25 protein-coding genes and 1 tRNA gene are annotated in these 25,435 nt (G+C 70.9%); 13 read left to right on the top strand and 13 right to left on the bottom strand.

Features of this window, described 5'->3' with window-relative positions:
- Position 1: 1 nt before the first annotated feature.
- The gene (gene argS, locus O3438_RS27710; protein ID WP_269682561.1) at positions 2–1,669 is read right to left on the bottom strand and encodes an arginine--tRNA ligase; all 1,668 of its coding nucleotides are present in this window, start codon (positions 1,667–1,669) and stop codon (positions 2–4) included.
- 97 nt (positions 1,670–1,766) lie between these two features.
- Between argS and O3438_RS27705 the strand changes: the two genes are divergently transcribed.
- From O3438_RS27705 to O3438_RS27685, 5 genes are all read left to right on the top strand, one after another.
- Positions 1,767–2,564 (top strand): DUF3105 domain-containing protein, encoded by a 798-nt coding sequence (locus tag O3438_RS27705; RefSeq protein WP_145779188.1) that lies wholly within the window; start codon positions 1,767–1,769, stop codon positions 2,562–2,564.
- Between the two features lie 8 nt (positions 2,565–2,572).
- The gene (locus O3438_RS27700) at positions 2,573–3,244 is read left to right on the top strand and encodes a DUF305 domain-containing protein (RefSeq protein ID WP_269682560.1); all 672 of its coding nucleotides are present in this window, start codon (positions 2,573–2,575) and stop codon (positions 3,242–3,244) included.
- 727 nt (positions 3,245–3,971) lie between these two features.
- Entirely contained in the window at positions 3,972–4,664 is a 693-nt protein-coding gene (locus O3438_RS27695; RefSeq protein WP_269683772.1) for a winged helix-turn-helix domain-containing protein, read from the top strand.
- A gap of 113 nt (positions 4,665–4,777) precedes the next feature.
- Positions 4,778–4,849 (top strand) — tRNA-Arg (locus O3438_RS27690).
- A 173-nt stretch (positions 4,850–5,022) separates the two neighbouring features.
- A complete protein-coding gene (locus tag O3438_RS27685) occupies positions 5,023–5,475 on the top strand; it encodes a hypothetical protein (RefSeq protein WP_269682559.1) in 453 nt (150 codons plus the stop codon).
- Positions 5,476–5,529: 54 nt separating this feature from the next.
- On the opposite strand, the gene O3438_RS27680 is transcribed toward O3438_RS27685, so the two are convergent.
- From O3438_RS27680 to O3438_RS27660, 5 genes are all read right to left on the bottom strand, one after another.
- The gene (locus tag O3438_RS27680; protein ID WP_269682558.1) at positions 5,530–7,911 is read right to left on the bottom strand and encodes an excinuclease ABC subunit UvrA; all 2,382 of its coding nucleotides are present in this window, start codon (positions 7,909–7,911) and stop codon (positions 5,530–5,532) included.
- A gap of 28 nt (positions 7,912–7,939) precedes the next feature.
- Complete coding sequence (locus tag O3438_RS27675; protein ID WP_269682557.1) at positions 7,940–8,350, bottom strand: VOC family protein; 411 nt, start codon at positions 8,348–8,350, stop codon at positions 7,940–7,942.
- 5 nt (positions 8,351–8,355) lie between these two features.
- Positions 8,356–8,805 (bottom strand): helix-turn-helix transcriptional regulator, encoded by a 450-nt coding sequence (locus O3438_RS27670; protein ID WP_269682556.1) that lies wholly within the window; start codon positions 8,803–8,805, stop codon positions 8,356–8,358.
- A 71-nt stretch (positions 8,806–8,876) separates the two neighbouring features.
- A complete protein-coding gene (locus tag O3438_RS27665) occupies positions 8,877–9,836 on the bottom strand; it encodes a DNA polymerase domain-containing protein (RefSeq protein WP_269682555.1) in 960 nt (319 codons plus the stop codon).
- Positions 9,833–11,377, bottom strand: coding sequence for an MFS transporter (locus O3438_RS27660; RefSeq protein ID WP_269682554.1), 1,545 nt, complete (start codon positions 11,375–11,377; stop codon positions 9,833–9,835). Before O3438_RS27660 ends, O3438_RS27665 begins: the two co-directional genes overlap by 4 nt.
- Positions 11,378–11,500: 123 nt before the next feature.
- On the opposite strand from O3438_RS27660, the gene O3438_RS27655 reads away from it, so the two are divergent.
- From O3438_RS27655 to O3438_RS27645, 3 genes are all read left to right on the top strand, one after another.
- The gene (locus O3438_RS27655) at positions 11,501–11,887 is read left to right on the top strand and encodes a winged helix-turn-helix transcriptional regulator (RefSeq protein WP_269683771.1); all 387 of its coding nucleotides are present in this window, start codon (positions 11,501–11,503) and stop codon (positions 11,885–11,887) included.
- 100 nt (positions 11,888–11,987) lie between these two features.
- Positions 11,988–12,575 carry a TetR/AcrR family transcriptional regulator gene (locus tag O3438_RS27650; RefSeq protein ID WP_269682553.1) on the top strand — a complete coding sequence of 196 codons (588 nt, stop codon included), beginning with the start codon at positions 11,988–11,990 and terminating at the stop codon, positions 12,573–12,575.
- On the top strand, positions 12,575–14,776 hold the full coding sequence (locus O3438_RS27645; protein ID WP_269682552.1) for an MMPL family transporter: 2,202 nt from the start codon (positions 12,575–12,577) through the stop codon (positions 14,774–14,776). The genes O3438_RS27650 and O3438_RS27645 overlap by 1 nt, the downstream gene beginning before the upstream one ends.
- A 98-nt stretch (positions 14,777–14,874) precedes the next feature.
- Here O3438_RS27645 and O3438_RS27640 read toward each other — a convergent pair whose 3' ends face one another.
- Both O3438_RS27640 and O3438_RS27635 read right to left on the bottom strand, forming a co-directional pair.
- The gene (locus tag O3438_RS27640; RefSeq protein ID WP_269682551.1) at positions 14,875–16,131 is read right to left on the bottom strand and encodes an erythromycin esterase family protein; all 1,257 of its coding nucleotides are present in this window, start codon (positions 16,129–16,131) and stop codon (positions 14,875–14,877) included.
- A gap of 230 nt (positions 16,132–16,361) precedes the next feature.
- Positions 16,362–17,267 (bottom strand): Gfo/Idh/MocA family protein, encoded by a 906-nt coding sequence (locus O3438_RS27635; protein WP_269682550.1) that lies wholly within the window; start codon positions 17,265–17,267, stop codon positions 16,362–16,364.
- 182 nt (positions 17,268–17,449) lie between these two features.
- Between O3438_RS27635 and O3438_RS27630 the strand changes: the two genes are divergently transcribed.
- The 3 genes from O3438_RS27630 to O3438_RS27620 all read left to right on the top strand — a co-directional run bounded on the left by O3438_RS27630 (position 17,450) and on the right by O3438_RS27620 (position 18,703).
- On the top strand, positions 17,450–17,812 hold the full coding sequence (locus tag O3438_RS27630) for a cupin domain-containing protein (protein ID WP_269682549.1): 363 nt from the start codon (positions 17,450–17,452) through the stop codon (positions 17,810–17,812).
- 89 nt (positions 17,813–17,901) lie between these two features.
- Entirely contained in the window at positions 17,902–18,294 is a 393-nt protein-coding gene (locus O3438_RS27625; RefSeq protein WP_088991408.1) for a hypothetical protein, read from the top strand.
- Positions 18,287–18,703 (top strand): hypothetical protein, encoded by a 417-nt coding sequence (locus O3438_RS27620; RefSeq protein ID WP_269682548.1) that lies wholly within the window; start codon positions 18,287–18,289, stop codon positions 18,701–18,703. Before O3438_RS27625 ends, O3438_RS27620 begins: the two co-directional genes overlap by 8 nt.
- 88 nt (positions 18,704–18,791) lie before the next feature.
- On the opposite strand, the gene fabG is transcribed toward O3438_RS27620, so the two are convergent.
- Together fabG and O3438_RS27610 are read right to left on the bottom strand one after the other, a co-directional pair.
- A complete protein-coding gene (gene fabG, locus O3438_RS27615) occupies positions 18,792–19,550 on the bottom strand; it encodes a 3-oxoacyl-ACP reductase FabG (protein ID WP_145779174.1) in 759 nt (252 codons plus the stop codon).
- Between the two features lie 42 nt (positions 19,551–19,592).
- Complete coding sequence (locus tag O3438_RS27610; RefSeq protein WP_269682547.1) at positions 19,593–21,245, bottom strand: alpha-amylase family protein; 1,653 nt, start codon at positions 21,243–21,245, stop codon at positions 19,593–19,595.
- A gap of 57 nt (positions 21,246–21,302) precedes the next feature.
- Here O3438_RS27610 and O3438_RS27605 point away from each other — a divergent pair, with 57 nt between their 5' ends.
- Positions 21,303–21,917 carry a DUF1349 domain-containing protein gene (locus tag O3438_RS27605; protein WP_269682546.1) on the top strand — a complete coding sequence of 205 codons (615 nt, stop codon included), beginning with the start codon at positions 21,303–21,305 and terminating at the stop codon, positions 21,915–21,917.
- A gap of 57 nt (positions 21,918–21,974) precedes the next feature.
- Complete coding sequence (locus tag O3438_RS27600) at positions 21,975–22,646, top strand: DedA family protein (RefSeq protein ID WP_269682545.1); 672 nt, start codon at positions 21,975–21,977, stop codon at positions 22,644–22,646.
- 51 nt (positions 22,647–22,697) lie between these two features.
- Here the strand turns inward: O3438_RS27600 and O3438_RS27595 are convergent, their stop codons facing one another.
- The 3 genes from O3438_RS27595 to O3438_RS27585 form a co-directional block, all read right to left on the bottom strand.
- A complete protein-coding gene (locus O3438_RS27595; protein WP_269682544.1) occupies positions 22,698–24,083 on the bottom strand; it encodes a chitinase in 1,386 nt (461 codons plus the stop codon).
- Positions 24,084–24,187: 104 nt separating this feature from the next.
- Positions 24,188–24,931 (bottom strand): YidC/Oxa1 family membrane protein insertase, encoded by a 744-nt coding sequence (locus tag O3438_RS27590; protein ID WP_269682543.1) that lies wholly within the window; start codon positions 24,929–24,931, stop codon positions 24,188–24,190.
- Between the two features lie 102 nt (positions 24,932–25,033).
- Positions 25,034–25,327 (bottom strand): DUF6412 domain-containing protein, encoded by a 294-nt coding sequence (locus O3438_RS27585; protein WP_269682542.1) that lies wholly within the window; start codon positions 25,325–25,327, stop codon positions 25,034–25,036.
- Positions 25,328–25,435 lie beyond the last annotated feature (108 nt).

The following is a 25,435-nucleotide window of genomic DNA, read 5'->3' as shown; positions in this document are numbered from 1 at the left end:
GCTACATCCTCTCCGGGGCGGAGACGCCGAGCAGGTACAGGCCGTTGGCGACGACCGTGCGGGTGGCGTCGTTGAGCCACAACCGCGCCCGGTGCAGGTCGGTGATCTCCTCGTCGCCGCGCGGCAGGACCCGGCATTCGTCGTAGAACCGGTGGTAGGACGGCGCGATGTCCTCCTCCAGGTAGCGGGCCATTCGGTGCGGGTCGCGCAGCTCGGCGGCGGTGGCGACCACCGCCGGGAACTGGGCGAGCGCCTTGAGCAGCGCGTTCTCCTTCTCGTGCGCGAGCAGCTCGGGGCGGAACGCGTCGGCGTCGCCCCGAACCAGCCCCACGTCGGCGGCGTTGCGGGCCACGCCCGCCGTCCGGGCGGCCACGTACTGCACCTTGTAGACCGGGTTGTCGTTCTTGGCCCTGGTCCACAGCTCGATGTCGATGTCGATCGGGGAGTCGCTGGAGTAGCGGGCCAACGCGTACCGGGCGGCGTCCACGCCGATCGCGTCGACCAGGTCCTCCAGGGTGATCACCGTGCCGGCCCGCTTGCTCATCCGCAGCGGAGCGCCGTCGCGCAGCAGGTTGACCAGCTGCCCGATGAGGATCTCCAGGTTGCGCTCCGGGTCGTCGCCGAAGCACGCGGCCATGGCCTTCATCCGGCCGATGTAGCCGTGGTGGTCGGCGCCCAGCATGATCACGACCCGCTCGAAGCCGCGCTCCCGCTTGTCCAGGTAGTAGGCGCAGTCCGCGGCGAAGTACGTCCACTCGCCGTTGGACTTGCGCAGCACCCGGTCCTTGTCGTCGCCGAAGTCGGTGGTGCGCAACCAGGTCGCGCCCTCGGACTCGTAGAGGTGCCCCTGCGCGCGCAGCCGGTTCAGCGCCAGGTCGAGTTCGCCCCGGTCGTGCAGGTCCTTCTCGTTGAAGTAGGTGTCGAACTCCACCCCGAAGTCGCGCAGCGAGGACCGGATCTCGTCGAACATCAGCGCGACACCCTCGACCCGGAAGACCTCCTGGGCGGCGTCGTCGTCGAGCGAGCGCACCTCCGGCCGGCGGGCCTGCACCTCGGTGGCGATCTCGGCGATGTACGCCCCGCCGTAGCCGTCCTCCGGCGCTGGCTCACCCTTGGCGGCGGCCAGCAGCGACCGGGCGAACCTGTCGATCTGCGAACCGGCGTCGTTGAAGTAGTACTCCGTGCCGACGTCGGCCCCGGTGGCCCGCAGCAGCCGGCTCAACGCGTCGCCGACGGCCGCCCAACGGACCCCGCCGATGTGCACCGGGCCGGTCGGGTTGGCCGAGACAAACTCCAGGTTGATCTTCTCGCCGGCCAGGCGGTCGCTGCGGCCGTACTCCGCGCCGGCCTCGACGATCACCCGGGCGAGCTGACCGGCGGCGGCCGCGTCGAGCCGGATGTTCAGGAAGCCCGGCCCGGCGATTTCCACCGATTTGACACCCGCTGCCCGACCCAACTCCTCGGCCAGGGCCATCGCCAACTCCCGGGGCGGAACGCCCACCTTCTTGCTCAACTGCAGAGCGAGCGTCGAGGCGTAATCGCCGTGCTCGGGGTTGCGCGGTCGCTCCACCACAGTGCTCGTCGGCAACGCGGCGCGGTCGAGCCCACGCTGCTCGAAGACGGCGTGGGCGGCGGCAAGGACGACCGAGGCTAGTTCTGCAGGAGTCACCCAACCATGTTATCGGGGGTAGACTCGGGCACTCGGCGGCTCCCCTGCGCGTCATCCGGCCCGCCACTCCCCTGACCGACCGACTTGACGAGGCACGATGAGCATCAGCACCCCGGGTGGCCCGGAGCGCCGCCCGACCGTGGTCAGCACCGGCAAGAAGCCGGCAGCGGGCCGGCCTGCGTCCGGCGCCAAGGCCGGTTCCGGCAAACCGGCGGGCTCCCCGCGGGCCGGAGGCAAGGGCCCCCGCAAGCCGGTCACCCCGGTCAAGGTGACCCAGGGCCGCGCCTGGGGGCCGATCGCGCTCTTCGTCGCGGTCGGCGTGCTGGCAGCCGGCATCATCGGGTACGGCGCCTGGGCGTCGTTCCAGGGCTCCAAGCCGTGGGACAAGCGGGCCAACGCCATCGACGGCATCGCCAACATCCGCAAGTCCGACCCCGACAGTCTCAAGTACGAGTCGCACAAGTCGGGCCCGCTGACCTGGAACTACTCGCCGCCGGTGGGCGGGGTGCACAACGCCGCCTGGCAGAACTGCATGGGCGACGTCTACGACGCCCCGATCGCCAACGAGCACGCGGTGCACAGCCTGGAGCACGGCGCCGTCTGGATCACCTACCGGCCCGACCTCCCCAAGGACCAGGTCGACAAGCTCGCCGGCAAGGTGCGCGGCGTCGAGAAGACCTTCATGAGCCCGTACGAGGGTCTGGACAAGCCGATCTCCCTCCAGGCGTGGGGCTACCAGCTCAAGGTCGACAACGCCGACGACTCGCGGATCGACGAGTTCATCAAGGACCTGCGTGTCAACGCCTCGGTCGAAGGCCCCACGGCGCTGTGCAACACCGGCATCACCGCCACCGGCACCACGCCGCGTGAGCTCCAGCAGCAGCCCACCCAGTAAGGACCCCGATGACCGCCCCCACCACCACCGACAGCGAGTACGACGACATCCCGGCCGCCCCGGACGAGGGCGGCCGGGCCCAGCCGGCGCGTTACGGCGTGGTGGCGCTCGCCATCATGGTGGTGGTGGGGTTGCTCCTCGGGTACGCGGGCGGCCTGCTCACCCCCCGACTCACCCGGCCCGGTGACTCGTCGGTCGAGGCGGGCTTCGCCCGGGACATGACGACCCACCACGCGCAGGCGGTCGAGATGAGCCTGATCGCGTACCGGTCGGCCACCCTCCCCGAGGTTCGGCAGATCGCCGTCGACATCGCCACCGGGCAGCAGGGCGAGATCGGCGCCATGCAGACCTGGCTCCGCGAGTGGGGCCTGAGCCCCACCGGCTCCCAGCCGCCGATGTCGTGGATGTCCGACGGCGCCACCGTCAAGGACGGCCTGATGCCGGGCATGGCCACGCCGGCGCAGATGGCCTCCCTGCGGGACGCCCGGGGCATCGAGGTCGACAGGCAGTTCCTGAGCCTGATGTACGCCCACCACCTGGGCGGCATCCACATGATCGACGCGGCCCTCGGTGAGACCGACAACGACGAGGTGCTGCGGGTGGCGAAGACCATGAAGGCCACCCAGCAGACCGAACTGAACAACCTCCGGCAGCTCCAGGCGCAGGCAGCCAAGGGCTGATCCGACCGGCCGAGGCACCACCGGCCCGCGTCGTCCGGAGGCCGATCTCGTCGAGTTCCGCAAGATCCACACAAGGTCGCCGATGTGGCGGTGTTCCGGGCGTCCGGACACCGCCACATCGCCGATCTGCCAGGAGCCGCGAGCCACGGGGCACGATCGTCCAGCCCACCGCGCCTGATCCCACCCCCGCCCAGTTCGGCCCCACCCCGCCGCCCGGCCCCGCCGGCCCCCGGGCCCGGCCTGACGCCGCCTGCCCCCGCCTGACCCCGGGCCCCGCCCCGCCTGGCCTGATGATCGACTCGCCTTTCAGGAAACCGGGGCATCAACGCGACAGGACGCCCCGGCTTTCAGGAACCCGAGTCGATCAGGGTCCGATCCGATGATTCGCACCCACTCTGAGGCCGAGCAGCGAGCACGGGGCGTGGGCACCGGCACAGGGCGTGGGGCACCGAGCAGGGGCGCGAGCATCGCGCAGGGGCGCGAGCACCGAGCACCAGGGCGGCGCTTTGATCAACTCGTGTTTCGGGAAACCGGCCAATCACCGCAACGAGACACCCCGTTTGCCGCGAAGACGAGTCGATCAAGGTGCCGTCACGCACCTACTCGCCCCTTCTTGACCACTTATGTCCGCCTTGGGTGATTCGAGTGGTCCAGGCGATTACGTTGCTTAGAGAGTTTTCTCCACACATATCGTGACCAGTTGCGATTCGGGCTCGTTGCCCAAGACGTGGGGGTTGCACTCAGAGACGCACGGCGTTCGGTCACCAGTTGGTGCCGACGCCACACCATCGGTGGTGACGGGGCGGTGGCAGCCGTCCGTCGCGGACAGCGGCAGGGCGAGCCGGGAATGCTCAGCCGCGAACAGGAACTCGAACTGATCGACGCGCTGCGGGGCGTCCACCCGGACGAGTTCGGGCTGGACGAGGAGCTGTGGACGAGGCAGAGCCTCACCACGCTCATCCAGCGGCGCTTCGACCTGCCGCTGGACACTGGCGCCGTCGGGGCGTACCTGCGGGCCTGGGGGTTGGGTCCGCGCGAGCCGCGCGAGCGCGCCTGCGGGCTCTGCGTCAGTGCGGTGGAGCGCTGGGTTCGCAGCGAGTACCCGGCGATCACCCGGGCCGCCCAGGAGCACCTCGCGGAGGTCTACTGGATCGGCCGGGTCCGGCTGCGCGGCACGATGCCGGCCGCGGACGTGATCTCGGCGGTCTCGTCCCGCGGTCGGGTGCGCTTCATGATCACCACACCGACGGTGGATCCGCCGCTCCCCCGCGACTTCGTGCTGCGGCTCAGCGGCGAGGAGCAGCGCACCGTGCATCTGATCGTGGACGGCTCCTGGCCGCGCAACGAGTGGCCGCGCCGGCTCCCGCGCCGGATCGTCCTGCACCCGCTCCCCAGTTGCGGCCGGGCGGTAGCGGCCTGACCGCCGGGTGGTACGGCCTGACCGCCGGGTGGGCCGGTCGTCGACACGATCGGCTCACCCGATACCGATTGGGTGTACGGAGGGGAGGTTTGCTAGTCTTCTCCAGTCGCTGAGCCCCCGTAGCTCAGGGGATAGAGCACCGCCCTCCGGAGGCGGGGGCGCAGGTTCGAATCCTGCCGGGGGCACACTTGCTAGGAAAGCTCCACCAGCACCAGAAGGCCTTTGACCAGGGGAAACCCGGTCAGGGGCCTTACTCGTATGTCCGGCCGCGAAGCGCCCTCGGCGAGGCGGGCGCCTCCTGAGGAGGCGCAGCTTCCCGGTTCTTGCATCTGCGACCCGGCAAGATCAAGATTTCGTCATGCTGTTTCTCGGACTGATCCTCGCCGCACTGGCCGGCACCGTCGCCGCGACGATCCTCGCCGTCCGTGGGCTCAGAGCGGTGTTCCGGAGGCAGCCGGGGCGGCTGCGGGCCGCAGCGCTCCTCGTCGGCGCGGGGGCCGTCGCCGTGTACGCATGGGGCCTGCTCAACCTCGGCTACGCGGTGATGCGCGCCGAGGACGGCGGAACCGGCGCCACCCCGATCGAACCCTGCCGGGAGGTCGGGCCGCAGGTGGCGAGCATGGTCGACGGGTACGGCGTCAGCCTCTTTCCGATGCACTTCGAGTGCCACCTCACCGGCGGCGGGTCGTACGTCACCTCGTCGGTGCCCGGATATGTCACCCCGGCCACTGTCGCCCTCGGGCTGATTGCCGTCATCTGCGCAGCCCTCGCTACCAGGAAGGCAGACGAGACAGGACCGCCTGTCGCCTGAACCGCGGACCGGCAGCCGCAGAGCCGGAACGGGAGACAGGCCCGGACCAGGTCGTCAGCCGCCGACGTACGCCGCCAGGTGCTCGCCGGTGAGGGTGGACCGGTCGGCGACGAGGTCGGCGGGGGTGCCCTCGAAGACGATCTGACCACCGTCGTGGCCGGCGCCGGGACCGAGGTCGATGATCCAGTCGGCGTGCGCCATGACCGCCTGGTGGTGCTCGATGACGATCACCGACTTGCCGGAGTCGACGAGGCGGTCCAGCAGACCGAGCAGTTGTTCGACGTCGGCCAGGTGCAGGCCGGTGGTCGGCTCGTCGAGGACGTAGACGCCGCCCTTCTCGGCCATGTGCGTGGCCAGCTTGAGTCGTTGCCGCTCGCCGCCGGACAGGGTGGTGAGCGGTTGACCCAGGCTGAGGTAGCCGAGCCCGACGTCGGCGAGCCGGTCGAGGATGGCGTGCGCGGCCGGCGTACGGGCGTCACCGGCGCCGAAGAACTTCTCCGCCTCCGTCACTGACATCGCGAGCACCTCACTGATGTCGCGACCGCCGAGGCGGTATTCCAGCACCGACGCCTGGAACCGCTTGCCCTCGCAGTCCTCGCAGGGTGCGGCGACGCCGGCCATCATCCCCAGGTCGGTGTAGATGACACCGGCGCCGTTGCAGCTCGGGCAGGCACCCTCGGAGTTGGCGCTGAACAGCGCCGGCTTCACGCCGTTGGCCTTCGCGAACGCCTTGCGGATCGGGTCCAACAGCCCGGTGTACGTGGCCGGGTTGCTGCGCCGCGAGCCACGGATCGCGCCCTGGTCGATCGACACCACGCCCGCGCCGGGAGGGATGGACCCGTGCACCAGGGAACTCTTGCCGGAGCCGGCGACGCCTGTCACGACGACGAGCACTCCGAGGGGCACGTCGACGTCGACGTTCCGGAGGTTGTTGGCCGTCGCGCCACGGATCTCCAGTTTGCCGGTGGGCGTGCGTACCTGGTCCTTGAGGGCTGCCCGGTCGTCGAGGTGGCGGCCGGTGATGGTGCCGCTGGCGCGTAGGCCCTCCAGGCTGCCCTCGTAGCAGACGGTGCCGCCGTCGGTGCCCGCGCCGGGCCCGAGGTCGACGACGTGGTCGGCGATGGCGATGGCTTCCGGCTTGTGCTCCACGACCAGCACGGTGTTGCCCTTGTCGCGCAGTTGGAGCAGCAACTCGTTCATGCGCTGGATGTCGTGTGGGTGCAGCCCGATCGTCGGCTCGTCGAAGACGTAGGTGACGTCGGTGAGCGACGAGCCGAGGTGGCGGATCATCTTGGTGCGCTGCGCCTCGCCGCCGGAGAGGGTGCCCGAGGGTCGGTCCAGCGAGAGGTAACCCAACCCGATCTCCTCGAACGAGTCGAGGAGATGTTGCAGCCCGGCCAGCAGCGGGGCCACCGACGGCTCGTCGATGCCGCGTACCCAGGCGGCCAGGTCGCTGATCTGCATCGCGCACGCGTCGGCGATGTTCTTGCCCTGGATCTTCGACGACCTGGCCTCCTGGCTGAGCCGGGTGCCGGCGCACTCCGGGCAGGTCGTGAAGGTCACCGCCCGCTCCACGAAGGCGCGGATGTGCGGCTGCAACGTGTCGATGTCCTTGGAGAGGAAGGACTTCTGGATCGATGGGATGAGGCCGGCGTACGTCAGGTTGATGCCGTCGATCTTGATTTTGGTCGGCTCGCGGTGGAGCAGGTCGTGCTGCTCCCGCTTGGTGAACTTACCGATCGGCTTGTCCGGGTCGAAGTAGCCGCAGCCACGGAAGATCCGGCCGTACCAGCCCTCCATGCTGTAGCCCGGGATCGTGATCGCGCCCTCGTTGAGCGAGAGGCTGTCGTCGTACAGCGCGGACAGGTCGATGTCGGTGACCGCGCCCATGCCCTCACACCGTGGGCACATGCCGCCGAGCCGGGTGAAGGTCGCCTTCTCGGTCTTCGTCTTGCCGGCACCGCGCTCGACGGTGATCGCGCCGGTCGCCTTCACCGACGGGACGTTGAAGGAGTACGCGTTGGGCGAGCCGATGTGCGGCTGCCCGAGCCGGCTGAACAGGATGCGCAGCATCGCGTTGGCGTCGGTGGCGGTGCCCACTGTGGACCGGGAGTTGGCCCCCATCCGCTCCTGGTCCACGATGATCGCCGTCGTCAGACCGTCCAGCAGGTCGACCTCGGGGCGTGCCAGCGTCGGCATGAAACCCTGCACGAACGCGCTGTAGGTCTCGTTGATCATCCGCTGCGACTCGGCGGCGATGGTGCCGAACACCAGCGAGCTCTTGCCGGAGCCGGAGACACCCGTGAACACCGTCAGCCGCCGCTTCGGGATCTCGACGCTGACGTCCCTGAGGTTGTTGACCCGCGCGCCCTGCACACGGATCAGGTCATGGCTGTCGGCAACGTGCGGCGCGGACGGCTGGGGGGCCGTGCTCATCGTGTCTCCATCTGTCGGAACGGACGGCTCAGCGCACTTCCTGGATGCGGATCATATTGCCCGCGGGGTCCCGGAAAGCGCAGTCGCGTACGCCGTACGGCTGCTCGGTCGGCTCCTGGACGACCTCGGCGTCGCTGCCCTCCAGCTTGGCGAAGGTGGCGTCCAGGTCGGAGGTGGCCAGGTTGACCCCGAAGTAGCTGCCCTTGGCCATCAGTTCGAGGATGGTCTGCCGCTCGGCGTCGGTGATGCCGGGATTGGCGGCCGGTGGGTGCAGGACGATGGCGGTGCTGGGCTGGCCGACCGGCCCGACCGTGATCCAGCGCATGCCCTCGTATCCGACGTCGAGGCGGACCTCGAAGCCGAGGGTGTCACGGTAGAAGGCCAGCGAGGCCTCCGGATCGGTGTGCGGAAGGAAGCTCGAGTGAATGGTGATGTCCATGGCGATCACGCTAGTTGCGGGGCCGTGACCCGCGCTTCTTGATTCCTGACCGGTCTGGTCACCTGTTTCGCCACGCACGACGGCATCCCCGCGGTCGCCTGCGCCGCCTGCCGCCGGTAGACACTCGGCGGCACGCCCACCAGCTCGGCGAAGCGGGTGCTGAAGGTGCCCAACGACGAACAACCGACAGCGAAACAGACCTCGGTGACGCTCAGGTCGCCACGGCGCAGCAGGGCCATCGCCCGCTCGATGCGCCGCGTCATGAGGTAGCTGTAGGGGGATTCGCCGTAGGCGAGCCGGAACTCGCGGCTGAGGTGCCCCGCCGACATGTGCGCGCCCCGGGCGAGCGCCTCGACGTCCAGGGGAGACGCGTACTCCCTGTCGATCCGGTCGCGAACCCGGCGCAGCCGCGCCAGGTCGGCGAGGCGCTGCGTCGCGTCGGGTTTGCTGCTCACCTGGGAAATCGTGCCACAACCCACCGACAATCAGCCGCCCCGACGGGCCCGAGCGGGGGCCGACGAGCCGGTCAGCCGGCCTCGCGCCGGGCGCGGGCCCGGCGCTTCCCCTCGTGCATGGCCTGCACCCGGGCCACCGGGATGGTCCGGCCCTCGGCGATCAGGTCGGCGGGGAGGGACTGCGGGGCCGGCATCAGCGCGGCCCAGGGGTCGCCGTCGGCGAGCAGCGTCGGCGCGGTCCGGATGGTGAAGTCGGCGGGGGTCACATCGGTCAGGTCGGCCCAGTCGACCGGGAACGAGACCGGCATCCCGGGCCGTAGCCGAGGGCTGTACGCGGCGGCCACCGTCGCACCGCCCGCCCGGGTGGCGTCGACGAAGACCCGGCCGCCCCGGTCCTCCTTGATGTACGCCATGGTGGCCAACGCCGGGTCGAGCCGCTCGGCGCGGACGGCGAGCGCCCGGGTGGCGGCGGCCAACTCCTCCGCCGTGGATTCGTCGGTCACCGGGACGAAGACGTGCACGCCCTTGGCTCCGCTGGTCTTGACCGCGCCGGCCAGGCCGGCATCGGCGAGCGCCTGGCGGACCAGCAGGGCCGCGCCGACGGCCGCGCGGAACCCGTCGCCCTCCGGCGGGTCCAGGTCGAGCACCAGGTGGGTCGGACGGTGCAGGTCGGCCGTGGTCGCCAGCGTCGGGTGGTACTCCACCGCCCGCTGGTTGGCGAACCAGAGCAGGGTGCGCCGGTCGTCGCAGAGGGCGTACGAGATCTCGCGGTGGGAGGCCTCCGCCCACACCGGTGCCCGACGCACCCAGTCGGGGGTGTAGCGGGGCAGGTTCTTCTGCATGAACGGTGGCTGGCCGGGGCGGACCCGGATCACCGACAGCGGCCGGCCCCGCAGGTGCGGGAGGATGCGATCGTGGACCGCGTCGAGGTAGTCGACCAGGTCACGCTTCGTCGCGTCGTCGCGGTCGGACAACGGCTGGTCCAGGTTGGTCAGGGCCACGCCGTCCCGCGTCTCGTCAGCCTTGGTCACCCGACCACCCTCCCGGCCCCGGTGCCGCCGGTCAACCGGACCTGCCGATCGTCGTCGGTGCTCGTCGTGGCCGGGCCCGACGGTTCGGCCTGCGGTGACGACCCGGCCGGGCCCGACGGTTCGGCGTCCGGCGACGACCCGGCCGGGCGTCGGGGCAGTGTCGCCAACGCCACCAGCAGCGCGGCGACCACCAGCCCGGCGGCCACGGCGAACGCGGTCCGGTAGCCGCCGGCGAGCGCGGCGGTCTCGGCCCAACCGGCGGCCCGGAGGCCGTCGCTACGACTGGCCGCCAGGGTGGCCAGCACGGCCAGGCCGACCGCGCCGCCGACCTGCTGGGTGGTGTTGGCGAGGCCGGAGGCGAGCCCGGCGTCCGCGTCGGTAGCGCCGGCCATGGCCACCGTCGTGACCGCCGGCAGGGTCAGTCCACCGGCCAGACCGAAGATCAACATCGCGGGGAGTACGTCCACCGCGTAGGCGCCGTCGACCGGGAGCCGGGCGAGCAGCAGGAAACCGACCGTCGCCAGGCCGAGCCCGGTCAGGAGCACGGCCCGGGCGCCCCAGCGGGCGATCAGCCGACCGGCCAGCCCGAGCGACACCACAGCGATCATCACCGGGGTGGGCAGGAAGGCCCAGCCGGTGGCCGACGCGCCCAGCCCGAGCACCACCTGCAACTCCACGGCGAGCAGGAACTGGAAGCCGAAGTACGCGCAGACCATGAGGAACTGCACCGCGTTCGCCGCCACCAGACCCGGTACGCGCAGCACCCGGGGCGGCAGCAGCGGGGTGGCCGCCATCCGCTGACGTACGGCGAACCCGCCGAGCAGCAGCGCCGCCAGCACTGCCGTGGCGAGGGTGCGGGCGCTGGTCCAGCCGTGCTCGGCGGTGCCCACGATGCCCAGCACGGCTGCCATCAGACCGGCGGTGGCGAGCAGCGCGCCGGGCACGTCCAGGCCGGCGCGCAGACCGATCCCCCGTTCGGCGGGGAGCCGGCGGACGGCGGCGAGCAGGATGACCGCGCCGATCGGCAGGTTGACCAGGAAGATCGACCGCCAGCCGGCCACGTCGGTGAGCACCCCTCCGGCGACGGTGCCGACCGACGCGCCGGCCGCGCCGGTGAAGCTGAAAACGGCGATGGCACGGGCCCGCTCGGCCGGCTCGGGATACAGCCGCACGATCATGCCGAGGCTGACCGCCATGGCCAGGGCGCCACCCACGCCCTGCCCGAAGCGTGCGCCGACCAGCACCGCGGGTCCGGTGGCGACCGCGCACGCGAGCGAGGACAGTGTGAACAGCGCGATGCCGGCGAGGAAGACCGTCCGCCGGCCGAGCAGGTCGCCGAGGCGTCCGGCGAGCAGCAGCAGCCCGCCGAACGCGACCAGGTAGGCGTTGACCACCCAGGCCAGGCCGGCGGCGGTGAAACCCAGATCCCGTTGTACGGCGGGCAGCGCCACCGCGACGACTGTGCCATCCAGAATGATCATCAGGCTGCCGGCGCAGAGAATGAGCAGGGCCAGCCAGCGGGACGGGACGACTCGGTCCACGACACTCCTCCTTGGTGCACGGTTTGTTACCGAGGTCATCGTCTGTGACCATGAGCCGGAGCGGAAGGAGGCACTGTTGTGTCCCAGAGGAACAGCGATGTGTCCGAGCCTGTCGCGGCCGAGGTGACCTGCACGGCCGACAACGTGCCGTTCACCCCGGGCCAGGCCCGGGCGTGCACCGTCCGCGAGGTGCTCGACCGGGTCGGCGGCAAATGGAGCATCAGCATCCTGGTGTCCGCCTCGCACGGGCCGGTGCGCTTCACCGAGTTGGAGCGGCACGTCGAGGGGATCAGTCGGCGGATGCTCACGCTGACGCTGCGCAACCTGGAACGGGACGGGCTGCTGCACCGCACCGTCTATCCGACCGTCCCGCCCAAGGTCGAGTACACGGCCACCCCGATGGCGCTGGAGCTGTACGAGTCGCTGGTGGCACTCACCAGCTGGGCCGAGCGGCACCGCCGGGCCATCGCCGAGGCGCGGACCAGGTACGACGCCGAGCACGGCGGCTAAACGCGGGCGAGGTGTGGTGAACGCCACCGCTTCGGTCTGACCGATCGGTCAGGGTCTGACCGATCGGTCAGGCATGCTGGTTCACGGAGGTGGACCAGTGATGGCACGAGCGGTGTCCGAGACGCACGGCGAGATCCTCGCCGCGGCGGCGCGGCGGTTCACGGTGACCGGCTACCGGGGCACCTCGCTCCAGGACATCGCCCGCGAGGTCGGCTGCTCCAAGGCCACCGTGCTCTACCACTTCGCCAACAAGGAAGCCCTGCTCGCCGAGCTGATGGCCCCGGCGATCGGTGTGCTGCGGGACCTCGACGACCGACTCGGCGGCCTCACCGCGGCGGCAGCTCAGGAGGTCGCCGCGCAGGGCTTCGTCGACCTCGCGGTCCGGTTCCGGCGCGAGATCGCTGTGCTCCGCGGCGAATTCCCGGAACTGCTCTGCCAGCCGGCCTTCGCGCACATCCAGGAGATCTCCGACCGGCTACGCGACGCGTTGGCCGGTCACTCCGACCGGCCGAGCGCCCGGATCGCGGCGCTCGTCCTCCTCGCCGGCATCTCCGAGGCGTGCGCCGAGTTTGTGGACATCCCCGACGACGAACTGCGCTCCGCCCTGCTCACCCTCGTCCGACGGGCCGTCGAGCCCGTCGCCGTTTCCCTGCCCCAACCACCCACGACCGAGGACAAGGACTCCTGATGGCCACCCTGCTCTACCGGCTCGGCCGGGGCGCGTTGCGCCGGCGACGGCTCGTCGTCGCGCTCTGGCTCGTCGTACTCGTCGTCGCCGGCCTGGCCGCGGCGACCCTGCGCGGCCCGACGGCGAGCAACTTCACCATGCCCGGCACCGAGAGCCAACGCGCCCTCGACCTGCTCGCCGAGCAGTTCCCCGCCGCCAGCGGCGCCACCGGCACCATCACGGTCAAGGCGCCGGCCGACGGCCAACTGGCCACACCGCAGGGCCAGGCCGTGGTGCGGGAGTTGGTCCAGCAGGCCTCCACACTGCCCGGCGTGGTCGGCGCCGTCGACCCGTTCCAGGTCGGCGCGGTCACACCCAACGGCCGGTACGCGCTGGTCCAGGTCCAGTTCGCGACCGGCGGGGACGAGGTGACCGACGAGCAGCGCACCGCGTACGAGGAGGTGGGCGCGGCGGCGAAGGCACAGGGTTGGCAGGTCGCCCCGGGCGGCGAGGTGCTCGGCGGTGAGCCCGAGATCGGCTCCACCGAGGCGCTCGGCGTACTGGTCGCCGCGATCGTCCTGATCATCACGTTCGGTTCCCTGGTCGCCGCCGGCATGACCATGCTCAACGCGTTGATCGGTGTGGGCGTCGGTATGGCCGGCCTGTTCGCGCTCAGCGGCGTCATCGAGTTGACCAGCACCGCCCCGATCCTGGCGCTGATGCTCGGCCTGGCGGTCGGCATCGACTACTCGCTGTTCATCACCTCCCGGCACCGACAGAACCTGCTCGAAGGCCTGTCCCCGGAGGAGGCGGTCGGCCGTGCGGTGGGTACCGCCGGTTCCGCAGTCGTCTTCGCCGGTGCCACCGTCGTCATCGCGCTCGCCGGGCTCGCCGTGGTGAACATCCCGTTCCTCACCGTGATGGGTCTCGCCGCCGCCGGCACTGTCACCGTCGCGGTACTCGTCGCGATCACCCTCCAGCCGGCGCTGCTCGGCTTCGCCGGCCGTCGGGTACTCCCCCGCCGGCTGCGCTCCACTGTCGACGCCGCCGGACCGGGCGAGCCCTCGGGCGAGGAGACGCTGCCGGTCGAGGACCGCTCCGGGTTCGGCTTCCGCTGGGCGCGGTTCGTCATCCGCTTCCGGGTGCCGGTCATCCTGGTCTCGCTGCTCGGCCTGGGGCTGCTCGCGCTGCCCACGCCAGACATGCGACTGGCCCTGCCGGACGCCAGCACGGCGACGGTGGGCTCACCGGCCCGGGTGGCGAGCGACCTGACCACCGAGGGCTTCGGTCCCGGTTTCACCGGCCGGCTCGCGGTGGTCGTAGCGGGCGACGACGCGCAGGCGACAGCGGCTGCGGTGCCGCAGGTGGCCGCAATGATCCAACGCACCGAGAACGTCCTCGCGGTGGCGCCGCCGCAGCTGAGCCCGGACGGCCGGACCGCGCTGCTCGGCGTGGTGCCGAAGACCGGCCCGACCGACGAGGCCACCGAGACCCTTGTGCACGACGTCCGCGGCGCGGTCAGCGGGGTCAAGGGCGCCGAGGTGCTGCTCACCGGTGCCACGGCGATCGGCATCGACGTCTCGGAGAAGCTCTCGGACGCGCTGCCGATCTACCTGCTGCTGGTCGTCGGACTCTCGGTGCTGCTGCTGATGCTGGTGTTCCGCTCGCTGCTGGTGCCGCTCAAGGCGGCGCTGGGCTTCCTGCTCACCGTGGCCGCCACGTTCGGCATCACGGTGGCGATCTTCCAGCAGGGTCATCTTGCCGACCTGGTCGGCCTGGACAGCCCGGCCCCGCTGGTCAGCTTCCTGCCCATCCTGCTGATCGGCATCCTGTTCGGGTTGGCCATGGACTACGAGGTGTTCCTGGTCTCCCGGATGCGGGAGGACTTCGTGCACGGCGACACCGCGCGTGAGGCCACGATCAGCGGCATGGGCCACGGTGCCCGGGTGGTCACGGCCGCCGCGCTGATCATGATGTCCGTCTTCGGCGGCTTCGTGTTCCTCGAAGACCCGATCATCAAGTCGATGGGCTTCGCGCTCGCCATCGGCGTGGCCATCGACGCGTTCGTGGTCCGGATGACCATCGTTCCGGCGGTGATGTCACTGCTCGGCGACCGCGCCTGGTGGCTCCCCCGCTGGCTGAACCGGGCCCTGCCCAACGTGGACATCGAGGGCGAGGGCCTCCGCGAGCACCTGGAGGACCGGGTTCCCGCGAGGGTCTAACCGTTACTTGGTTGATCATGGAGTTGTGGTGCCCGTCGTGCCCCGATCAGAGGCCTTCGTCCAGCACCACAACTCCATGATCGGCGAACGAGTGCCGGTCAGACGCCCGCCGGGTACGTCTGCATCTCGCCGGGGGCTGTCGGGACCGGCAGCGGGTGCAGGGCCGTGGTGTCGTCGCACCAGATGAAGGCGTCGTAACGGTCACCCAGACGGGTCGGAACGTAGTTGCCCCAGGACTCGAACGACGGGTCGTAGACGACCCCGATCGCCCGGTGGTCCGCGGTGTCGGTGACCCAGCCCGGCTGGTCGTCACCACCGAAGATCAATACCGCCCGCTCCGGCATCAGCTCGTGCAACCGCCGCTCGATCGACCCTTCCCGGGCCGGCGGCACCACCAACGCCTCGGGCGGTGAGCCCCAGCGCGGAGCGGCGATCACCGTGCCCCGGTAGCTACCGAAGCCGATCAGCGCCACGTCGTCGTCGCCGTGCCGTTCCCGGGCCAACTGGCCGATGTTGATCATCCCGTCGGCGGCCATGTCGGTGGCCCGGGCATCCCCGACGTGCGTGTTGTGCGCCCAGACGATCCCCCGGGCGTCCGGCCCGTACCGGTCCAGCAGCCGGTCCAGGGTGTCCTGCATGTGCGTGTCGCGGATGTTCCACGAGTCCGGCCCACCGGCCACCATCGCCCGGTAGTAACGCTCCGCGCCGGCCACGACCTCCGCGTTCTGCCAGGCCGAGAAACGGTCCGGACCGTCGGAGAGGGCGTGCTCGCGGGTCCGGGCGAGGAGCCGGACCACCTCGTCCTCGCACCGGGCGGAGACGAACCTGGAGGCCGCGCCGTACTCCTCGACCCTCTTGCCGTACGGCTCGAAGCAGCGGTACGCGTCCTGCGCCGCCTCCAACGACTTCGGGTCCTCCTCCCCCAGATAGTCGAAGATCGCCTGCATCGACTCCCAGAGGCTGTACACGTCGAGCCCGTGGAATCCGGCCCGTTCATCCTCCGGCCGCTCCATGTTCCAGGCCCGCAACCAACGGGTGAACCGGGCGACCTCGGCATTGGCCCACATCCAGGTCGGCCACCGCTCAAACTGGTCGAGAGCGAGCTGCGGTTCGAGTGCGCCACCCGGCGCGCCGGTCACCGAGCGGTGCACCCGGTCACAATCCGGCCAGTCACCCTCGACCGCCACGAAGGAGAAACCGCACTCGGCGATCAACCGACGGGTGAGCTGCTCACGCAACCGGTAGTAGTCGTAAGTGCCGTGGGTGGACTCGCCGATCATCACGACCCGGGCGTCCCGGACGCGCTCCAGCAACGGGTCGAAGTCGCTCGGCGCGCCGAGCCGCTGAACCAGCATGCCAGCGGCTACCCGGCCGCCACTGCGACAAACCGCAACCCCACCCCCACCCCACCCCACCCCCACCCCCACCCCACCCCCGCCGACCCCCCACCCCCGCCGACCCTCGGTGATCAAGAGGTTTGCGTCACGACACGCCGTGCCGTATGACGCAAACCTCTTGATCACCGCAGCGTTGGGCGGGGCCGGGGGCGGGGGTGGGGGTTGGGGGTGGGGGTGGGGGTGGGGGGTTAGGCGGGGAGGGGGACGGTGCGGGATTCGGTGCGGGCGGTTTCGGCGGCGGCGATGATCTCGACGACCTCGCGGCCGAAGCGGACGTCGCAGCGGTGGTCCCGCGTACCGGCCCGCACCTGCTCGACCAGTTGGTCGATGGCGACGCCGAACGCCGTGGCGGCGTCGTTCTCGCCGAACGGGACGTTCTCGTTGCCGTTCTCGCCGTAGAAGACGAACTCCCGGGTCATCGACTCGGTCGGGGCGTCCAGGGAGAGCGAGGCGCTGCTCGTGGCACCGCCCTCGTGGGTGAGCAGCAGGTGCACCATGCCGCTCGGCCCGTCCATCGCCGCCACCTGGGTCACCCGACCCAGGACGGGCAGGAGGATGGACAGCGCGTGCGGGGCGATGTCCCAGAGCGCGCCGTGCTCCCGACGCCACAACGAACCGCCGTACGGGCTGCCGTCCTGGAAGATCGAGGCGAACGCTGTGGTCCGGCCGTGCTGCCAACCCCCGGCGGCGGCGGTGGCGGCGAGGAACGCTGTGACGTTCGGCTGGAAGCGCTGGGTGAAGAAGACGACCGAGGCGACCCCGGACTCCTCGGCGGCGGCCACCACCCGGTCGGCGTCGGCCACGCTGAGCGCCAGCGGCTTGTCCAGCAGCAGGTGCCGCCCGGCGGAGGCGGCCCGGACCGCGATGTCGGCCTGGACGTCCGGCGGCAGGGCGACGGCGACCGCCTCGCACTGCTCGATGAGCGCGTCGACGTCGGCGTAGGCGGGCACGCCGTACCGCTCGGCCAGCGCCGAGGCCCGCTCCGGGTTACGGCCCCACACCCCGACCAACTCCGCGTCCGGGTGGGCGTGCAACGCCTTCCCGTGCGTCTCGATCGCCCAGTGACCGGTGCCGAACAACCCGAACCGCAGCACGTGTGCCTCCGCTTTCCCCCGCCGTGGCGACGCCACGGACGTGATCCACGCTAGTCGCCCCACCAGGCACGACGGCGGCGGGTTCGACCAATCGAAGCGGCCCACTCCGCGTTTTCGACGGCCCCAACGCCAGGTCCGTTTGCCGCCAGACACACCGGGTTCGGCGAGACAGCCTCGACGGCATGCCGAACACGAACTCACCGTCGACCAGCGGCCCGGTCACCTTCGCCCACTGGTACGACTTCGCCGAGGGCGGGCCCGTGCACCAGGGCCTGCTGCCGTTCCCGGCGAGCGCGCCCGCACCGTTCGAGGTCGCTCGCTGGTCGGTGGCCCCGAACACCTCCAACGACCTCGATGTCCATCGCTCCCGCGAAGTGTGGATCATCGTGTCCGGCACCGGAACCCTGACCTTCGGCGACCGGACGAGCGTGCTGCGGGCCGGGGACGTCGCGGCGTTCGACAGCAGGGTGCCGCACCAGATCCGGAACGACGGGCCGGACCCGCTCCTCGCCGTCTCCGTGTACTGGTTGCAGGGCAGCGACTGAAGGCGCACGCGAGCCGAGGCGGGTTCAGCCGTTTACTACGACGGTTAGTAGGCTGTGCCGGTGACCGAGGCAACGACCGGGTGGGGCCGGTGACCAGCGTGAGCACCGACTCACCGGTGGACGGGATCGTCGCGACGGTGTCGATCGTGCTGTCGCTGCTCGTCGCGGCGTGGGCGCTGGTCGTGGCGGTACGCCAACGACCGCCGGACCGGGCCCAGTTCGTCGGTCTGGCCGTACTCGAGGTGTCGTTGCTCGTGCTGGGCGTGCTGGCGCTCGTCGCGGTGGGCGGCGGCGATCGGCCCGGCGAGCCCGGCGCCTTCTTCGGTTACCTGGTCACGCTGGTCTGCCTGCCGCCGCTGGCCTGGGTGCTGGCCCGGATGGAGCCGACCCGATGGGGTTCGGCCATCGTGTGCGCGGTCTGCCTGGTGACCCCGGTGGTGGTGGTCCGGTTGCAGCAGACCTGGGAGGTGCTCGGTGGTTGAGACCGAAACGGCTCGGCGCCGCACGAACTCCGGCCCCGGCCGGCTGCTGATCGCGGTCTACCTGCTCTTCGCCATCGCCGCGACGAGCCGGGCCGGCTTGCAGATCGCCACCAAGTTCGACGAGGCCCCGGTGGCGTACCTGCTGTCCGCGCTGGCCGCGCTCATCTACATCGTGGCGGCGGTGGGGTTGGCCCGGGCCGGACACACCGGCCGGCGGGTGGCGTTGGCCTGCTGCTCGGTGGAGTTGGTCGGTGTGGTCGCGGTCGGCATCCTGAGCCTGGTCGACAAGGAGCTGTTCCCGGACGAGACGGTCTGGTCGCAGTTCGGCAGCGGGTACGGCTACATCCCGCTGGTGCTGCCGGTGCTCGGCCTGATCTGGCTCTGGCGCACCCGCCGCGACCCCGCCTGACGCGGATCGGAGCGGTCTTCGCTGCGGCCTCGGCGACCGGCGACGGGGCCACCCCTTCGCGAAGGAGCGGCCCCGTCGGGAGTACGGGTCAGTCCCGTGGCCCGCCGGCCACGTAGATGACCTGGCCGGAGACGAAACCGGCACCCTCGCTGGTCAGGAACGAGATGGTGTGCGCGACGTCCTCCGGGAACCCTGGGCGGCGCACCGGGATCTCGGCCGACGCGTGCTTCTTGAAGTCCTCGAAGTCGACCTTCATGCGTGCGGCGGTGGCCGCCGTCATGTCGGTGACGATGAAGCCGGGCGCGACAGCGTTGACCGTCACTCCGAACGGCCCCAGCTCGATGGCGAGCGTCTTGGTGAAGCCCTGGAGGCCGGCCTTGGCGGCGGCGTAGTTCGCCTGGCCCCGGTTGCCCAGGGCGGAGGTGCTGGAGAGGTTGACGATCCGCCCCCACTTGCGGTCCACCATGTGCTTCTGCGCGGCCTGGCTGAACAGGAACGCGCCACGCAGGTGCACGCCCATCACAGTGTCCCAGTCGGCGTTGGTCATCTTGAAGAGCAGGTTGTCGCGCAGCACGCCGGCGTTGTTGACCAGGACGGTGGGTGCGCCCAACTCGGTGGCGATCCGTTCCACGGCCGCCTCCACCTGGTCCCGGTCGGACACGTCGGCGCCCACGCCGAGCGCCCGCCCGCCGTCGGCCGCGATGGCGTCGACCGTCTCCTTGGTGGCCGACTCCTCGATGTCGACCACGGCGACGGCCATCCCGTCAGCGGCCAACCGCCGGGCGGTGGCCGCGCCGATACCGCGCGCGGCTCCGGTGACGATGGCGACGCGGGGCTCCTCCGACATGACTACCTCCGAGTAACTTGGGGTGATCGGTGGAGCCTATCGTCAGAACCCCCGACCCCGGCATAGGCGAATCCACCGGTATCCGTGCCCGGACACCTTCACCGCGCCGAGCTTGCCCAGCTCGCCGTAGCCCCGGTCGGCGAGCACGTCGATCGGCAGGTCGGCCTCCGGTTCGAGGCTGCTCAGGTCCACCTCGACGTCGTCGGTGCCCAGGTTGTGCAGGAACACCATGGTCCCGGTCGGGCCGTCCGCCCGGTGCGCGAGCACGCCGGCCGGCATCGCCACGTCGATGTGGGTGGTCGAGCCGGAGCCGATCTCGGGAGCCTCGCGCAGCGTACGGATCATGCGCTCGAACCAGGCGAGCAGCGACTTCGAGTCGTTGCGCTGGGCCGTGACGTTGACGTTCTGGTAGCCGAACTCGCCCTTGTCGATCACCGGACGGACCAGCTTCTCCGGGTCCGCCGTGGAGAAGCCGGCATTCGGCTGGTACGACCACTGCATCGGGGTACGGATCGCCTCCCTACCGGGGAGCGACAGGTCCTCGCCCATCCCGATTTCCTCGCCGTAGCGCAGCACCGGCGTACCGCGCATCGAGAACTGCAGGGCGTACGCCAACTCCAGGTGCCGCCGGTCGTTGCCGAGCATCGGGGCGAACCGGCGACGGATGCCCCGGTCGTAGATGCGCATGTTCTCGTCCGGGCCGAACTGCTCGTACACCTGGTTGCGTTGTTCGGTGGTGAGCCGGGACAGGTCGATCTCGTCGTGGTTGCGCAGGAAGGTGGCCCACTGCCCGCCGACCGGCAGCTTCGGGGTGTCGCGCAGCGCCTCGATCAGGGACTCCGGGTCCTGGCGGGCCAGGGCGAGCATGAGCCGACCGTTGAGCATGAAGTCGAACAGCATGTGGATCCGGTTGCCGGAGCCACTGGCGTCGCCGAAGAACGTGGGTAGCTGGTCGGGCTCGACGTTCGCCTCGGCCAGCAGGACGGCGTCGCCGCGACGCCACTGCACGTGTTGGCGCATCTCGGTGAGGAACTCGAAGTCCTTCGGCGAGTTCGGGTTGCCCGGCTCGGTCAGCTCGATGATGAACGGCACCGCGTCCATCCGGAAGCCGGAGACGCCGAGCTGGAGCCAGAACGACATGATCTTCTTGACCTCGGCCCGGACCTCCGGGTTGGCGAAGTTGAGGTCCGGCTGGAACTTGTAGAACCGGTGGTAGAACCACGCCTTGGCGGTCCGGTCGTAACTCCAGGTCTCCTTCTGCTCACCGGGGAAGACCATGCCCTGGTGCCGGTCGTCCGGCTCGGTGTCGGACCAGACGAACCAGTCCCGGTACGGCGAGTCCGGCGAGGAGCGGGCGGACTGGAACCACGGGTGCTCGTCAGAGGTGTGGTTGACCACCAGGTCGATGATCACGCGGATGCCCCGGTTCTGCGCCTGGTGCAGCAGCTCGGCGAAGTCGCCCAGGGTGCCGAAGCGCGGGTCCACGTTGTAGAAGTCGGTGACGTCGTAGCCGTCGTCACGGTTGGGCGACGGGTGGATGGGGTGCAGCCACAGGCAGGTCACCCCGAGACGGGCCAGATAGTCCAGTCTCCCGATCAGCCCGCGGATGTCACCGACACCGTCGCCGTCGGAGTCGGCGTAGGTGTCGATGTCGAGGCAGTAGACGACGGCTTCGGAATACCAACGGTCACCCATGCCGGAGGAACATCTCCGAACGATCAGCGCGGCAAACCCTTGGCTATCGTGCCGGTCATGGGAAACGACCTCGTGCCGCCGAGCGCACCGATGGACTGGTCCGAGGGCAGGTGGCTGCACCCGCCGGTACGCGTCGAGGAGGGTCCGGCCGGTGAGCTGGTCGTCGAACCGGCCGCCGGGAGCGACCTGTGGCGGCGGACCAGTTACGGATTCGTCCACGACGACGCTCCGGCGCTGCTGGCGCCTCTTCCGGTGGGCGAGGCCATGGAGGTGAGTTTCCGGCTCGATTTCTCGGCCCAGTTCGACCAGGCCGGCGTGCTCGTCCGGGTCGACGAGCGGACCTGGACCAAGGCCGGCGTCGAGATGAGCGACGGCGAGTCGCAACTGGGCGCGGTGGTGACCCGGGAGTTCTCCGACTGGTCGGTGGCGCCGGTGCCGCAGTGGTCGGGCCGGGAGGTGACGGTGCGGGTCAGCCGCGCCGGCGACGCGCTGACCGTGCGGGCCCGGGCCGGCGACGAGCCGTGGCGACTGGTCCGGCTCACCCCGCTGGACCCGACGGTGGAGGCGGTCGCCGGTCCGTTCTGCTGCGCGCCGTCCCGCGCTGGCCTGACAGTGGTGTTCAGTGGTTGGCGGCGGGGGCCGGCGGACACCGCGCTGCACCCCGAGGTGTAACGACCGCCCCGGTGGGTATGACCGTACGATCCCGAGCACCGACGCGGAAGGACGACAATGGCGTACGCCCAGAGTGGCGACCCGTCCGAGTTCACCGGGCTGACCGGGTGGGTGGCCACCGTGATCGAGGCGATGGGCCCGGTCGGCGTGGCGCTGCTGGTGGCGTTGGAGAGCATCGTCCCGCCCATCCCCAGCGAGATCGTGTTGGCGATGGCCGGCTTCCTGGCTCACGAGGGCCAGTTCAACCTGGTGGTCGTGGTGGTGGCCGCGACTGTCGGTTCCCTCATCGGTGCGCTGGTGCTCTACTGGCTCGGCGCGGCGCTCGGCGAGGATCGACTCAAGCGCTGGCTGGACCGTATCCCGCTGGTGGACAGCGACGACTTGGAGAGGGCCGACCGCTGGTTCGAGCGGCACGGCCGGTGGGCGGTGTTGATCGGCCGGGTGGTGCCGGTGGTCCGCAGCCTGGTCTCCGTGCCGGCCGGCGCCAACCGGATGCCGCTGGGCGAGTTCATCCTGTTCACCACGATCGGCAGTGGGGTGTGGAACGGCCTCGTCGTGGGTGCCGGCTATGCGCTGGGCAGCCGGTGGCAGGACGTCGAGCGCTACAGCGACTGGTTCAACTACGCGATCGTCGCGGTCTTCGTGGTGATGGTGGCCGCCTGGGTCATCCGCAAGGTCCGGCGACGCCGGGACCGCGACGACCGGCGGTCGGTGACCGCCGGTCGCTGATCCGCGCTATCGGTTACCGCCGGCACCCTGCACGGACGCCGGCCAGGACCGTCAGGGCAGGGTGTCCAGGTGCGGGGCCACCGTGCGGGCGAAGGTGTTGCCGTTGCTGACGTCCCAGTTCACCGACCAGGTCATCGCGCCGCGGATGCCGGGGTAGGTGCGCGGCGGGCGGAAGCTGCCGCAGTTGGTGCCCCGGGCCAGGCAGTCCAGTGCGGCGTTGACCACGCTGGGCGCGACGATGCCACCGCCGGCCGCCCCCGGTCCGGCGGGCAGACCGAGGCCGACCTGGTCGGGGCGGAGCCCGGCTTCCAGTTGGATGCAGGCCAGCGCGACGATGAAGTTCACGGTGCCCTGGCCGTACGCGGCGTTCTGGTCGCAGCCGAGCATCGCCCCGGAGTTGTAGAACTGGGTGTTGACGACGGTGAGGATGTCCTTGATGTCGAGCGCCAGCTTGAAGTAGCCGCCGGCCGGGTTCTGCATGTCGATCGTCTGCGGCGCCATCGCGATGATCAGGCTCGACCCGATCTTGGCCCGCAGCGCGCGGAGCGCCTGCGCCATGTAGGTCGGGTTGAGGCCGTTCTCCAGGTCGATGTCGATGCCGTCGAATCCGTAGCGGGCGATCAGCGCGGCGGCCGTGTCGGCGAACACGGTGGCCGACGCGGCGTCGTTGACGGTGACCCGGCCGGTCTCGCCGCCGACCGAGAGGATCACCTTCTTGCCCCGGCTGTGCAGGGTACGTACGTCGTTGGTGAAGTCCGCGTCGGTGTAACCGCCGAGCGACGCGGCGAGCCCGGGGTCGATGCCGAAGGTGAGCGCGCCGGGTGTCGAGGTGGCCTCGGCGAAGGCGACGGCCACCAGGTCGTACTCGGTGGGGACGTCGCGCAGCCGCAGCTCGACGGCCGGGTTGTCGAAGTTGTGCCAGTAACCGGTGAGCAGGTGCCTGGGCAGGTCACCGGTGGGCGGGTCCGTCGGCGGCGGCGTGGTGGGCGGTGGGGTCGTCGGCGGCGGAGTCGTGGGCGGTGGCGTGGTGGGCGGGGTGCCGCCGCCGCACGACGCGCCGTTGAGCTGGCAGCCGCTGGGCGAGCCGGAGCCGCTGGCCAGGAAGCCGAAGGAGACCGAGGCGCCCGGGGCGATGGCGCCGTTCCAGGACCGGTTGGTGAAGGTGTGCCGCTGGCCGGCGGAGGTGAGCAGCGCGTCCCAGTAGCTGCCGAGGGTGGTGCCCGACGGCAGGTCGAAGGCGAGGCTCCAGCCGGTGATGGTCGAGGTGCCACCGTTGGTGATGGTGTACTTCCCCTCCCAACCGGAGCCCCAGTCGGCGGTCTTGACGAAGCTGGCGGTGGGCCCGGCGGCGTACGCGGGCAGCGCCACCCAGGCCGCGCCGAGCGTGGCGGCGAGCGCGGTGACCAGGGACAGGACAAGTGATCTGGAGCGTTTCATGCGGCCCTCCGCGCCCAGCTCGGGCATCCATGGACGTCGACGTTCCGCTTATTATTAAGACAGTTAACTGTTTCTGTCCAGCTGTCGACGCGGAGGGCACCGATCTACTCGGCGCTCGCTGGCACCGCCTGCGGCCGACGGAGCACCGCCTGCTCGGCCGCCGACCACACACTCGTGGTCACCAGGTAGATCACCGCGGCGAGCGGCAGCACCAGCGCCACCAGCACAGTCGTGAACGGCAGCAGGGGCAGCAGCCGACCGAGCACGGCCGCCCCCGGTCCCTCGGTGGGCGTACCGGCCACCGTTCCGACCGCCGCCGAAGCCCGACGGGCCCGCCGCGACGACCACCAGGCCACCGCCACCAACACCGCCAGCAACACGGCGAAGAGCGGACCCGCCGCCCCGGTCAGCCCGTCGGTGAGGTGGTGGCCCAGGGGCACCCCCGCAAGGCGCTCCTCCAGCAGCCCGGTGCCACCCTCGCTGGTGGTGAACAGTCGGTACAGGACCAGCAGGAACGGCGCCTGGAGCAGCAACGGCAGGCAGCCGGCGATCGGGTTCGCCCCCGCCTCCCGATACAACGCGAACACCTCGCGCTGAAGCGTGGCCGGGTCGTCGGCGTACCGCCGCTGGAGATCACGCACCTGCGGGGCGAGGGCCGCGCGGCGTCGCTCCCCGCGGACCTGCACCACGGTGAGGGGCGAGATCAGCAGGCGGATGGCGATGGTGAAGAGCACGATGGCGGCGGCGGTCGCCATGCCGCCGGCCAGCGGTTCGAGCAGATCGGTGAGCCAGGACAGCGCGGTGCCGGCAGCGCCGACAACGCCGTGCAGTGGTGCGAAGGCAAGCATGGGAAACCCCTCGGTCCGATTCCGGTGAGGTCCTCCCCTCCGGCGGCGTCCGCTCAGCAGGGGGACCGGTGACGGCGGGATCGGCCGCGCGACGGCGTGGCGCTACGCGGCCGAGGGGTGACCGGGAGCGCGGGGACGGGGTCGACCGGCGGCGTCCGGGTCGATCTGCCGGGGCATCCGACGACCACGGGAACGGGCCCGCAGCCCGGCCCAACGGGGCCCGCCGCCGGGTGCGCCCGAGCGGTCGCGTCCCCGCGCCGCCACCGTCACGGCGAGCAGCACCAGCGCGGTCAGCGCGGCGCCCGCGAGCAGGTCGACCGGCCGGTCCGCGAGGACTGTGAGCTGGGCGAACGCGTACGCCCACGCGAACCCGAGGAACCCCAGCGGCACCGGCACGGGCTCAGCATAGGACGCCGTGTCACGTCGTCCGGCCGGATCGCCGGCACGCGCGGTAAGAGGTACCGCCGCCACGTTTCCCGGCATCGCCACGTTGGGTAACCAAGC

The organism is Micromonospora sp. WMMC250 (genome assembly GCF_027460215.1).
In the GTDB taxonomy this organism is placed as follows: Bacteria; Actinomycetota; Actinomycetes; order Mycobacteriales; family Micromonosporaceae; genus Micromonospora; species Micromonospora taraxaci.
The sequence above is the reverse complement of the archived record's forward strand: the minus strand, read 5'-3'. Positions and strand labels throughout refer to the sequence as shown.

Excerpts from the sequence above, each read along its gene's own strand:
- O3438_RS27705 (WP_145779188.1), top strand. The coding sequence starts at position 1,767 with ATGAGCATCAGCACCCCGGGTGGCCCGGAGCGCCGCCCGACCGTGGTC.
- O3438_RS27700 (WP_269682560.1), top strand. The coding sequence starts at position 2,573 with ATGACCGCCCCCACCACCACCGACAGCGAGTACGACGACATCCCGGCC.
- O3438_RS27685 (WP_269682559.1), top strand. The coding sequence starts at position 5,023 with ATGCTGTTTCTCGGACTGATCCTCGCCGCACTGGCCGGCACCGTCGCC.
- O3438_RS27680 (WP_269682558.1), bottom strand. The coding sequence starts at position 7,911 with ATGAGCACGGCCCCCCAGCCGTCCGCGCCGCACGTTGCCGACAGCCAT.
- O3438_RS27675 (WP_269682557.1), bottom strand. The coding sequence starts at position 8,350 with ATGGACATCACCATTCACTCGAGCTTCCTTCCGCACACCGATCCGGAG.
- O3438_RS27650 (WP_269682553.1), top strand. The coding sequence starts at position 11,988 with ATGGCACGAGCGGTGTCCGAGACGCACGGCGAGATCCTCGCCGCGGCG.
- O3438_RS27645 (WP_269682552.1), top strand. The coding sequence starts at position 12,575 with ATGGCCACCCTGCTCTACCGGCTCGGCCGGGGCGCGTTGCGCCGGCGA.
- O3438_RS27640 (WP_269682551.1), bottom strand. The coding sequence starts at position 16,131 with ATGCTGGTTCAGCGGCTCGGCGCGCCGAGCGACTTCGACCCGTTGCTG.
- O3438_RS27630 (WP_269682549.1), top strand. The coding sequence starts at position 17,450 with ATGCCGAACACGAACTCACCGTCGACCAGCGGCCCGGTCACCTTCGCC.
- fabG (WP_145779174.1), bottom strand. The coding sequence starts at position 19,550 with ATGTCGGAGGAGCCCCGCGTCGCCATCGTCACCGGAGCCGCGCGCGGT.
- O3438_RS27610 (WP_269682547.1), bottom strand. The coding sequence starts at position 21,245 with ATGGGTGACCGTTGGTATTCCGAAGCCGTCGTCTACTGCCTCGACATC.
- O3438_RS27605 (WP_269682546.1), top strand. The coding sequence starts at position 21,303 with ATGGGAAACGACCTCGTGCCGCCGAGCGCACCGATGGACTGGTCCGAG.
- O3438_RS27600 (WP_269682545.1), top strand. The coding sequence starts at position 21,975 with ATGGCGTACGCCCAGAGTGGCGACCCGTCCGAGTTCACCGGGCTGACC.
- O3438_RS27595 (WP_269682544.1), bottom strand. The coding sequence starts at position 24,083 with ATGAAACGCTCCAGATCACTTGTCCTGTCCCTGGTCACCGCGCTCGCC.
- O3438_RS27590 (WP_269682543.1), bottom strand. The coding sequence starts at position 24,931 with ATGCTTGCCTTCGCACCACTGCACGGCGTTGTCGGCGCTGCCGGCACC.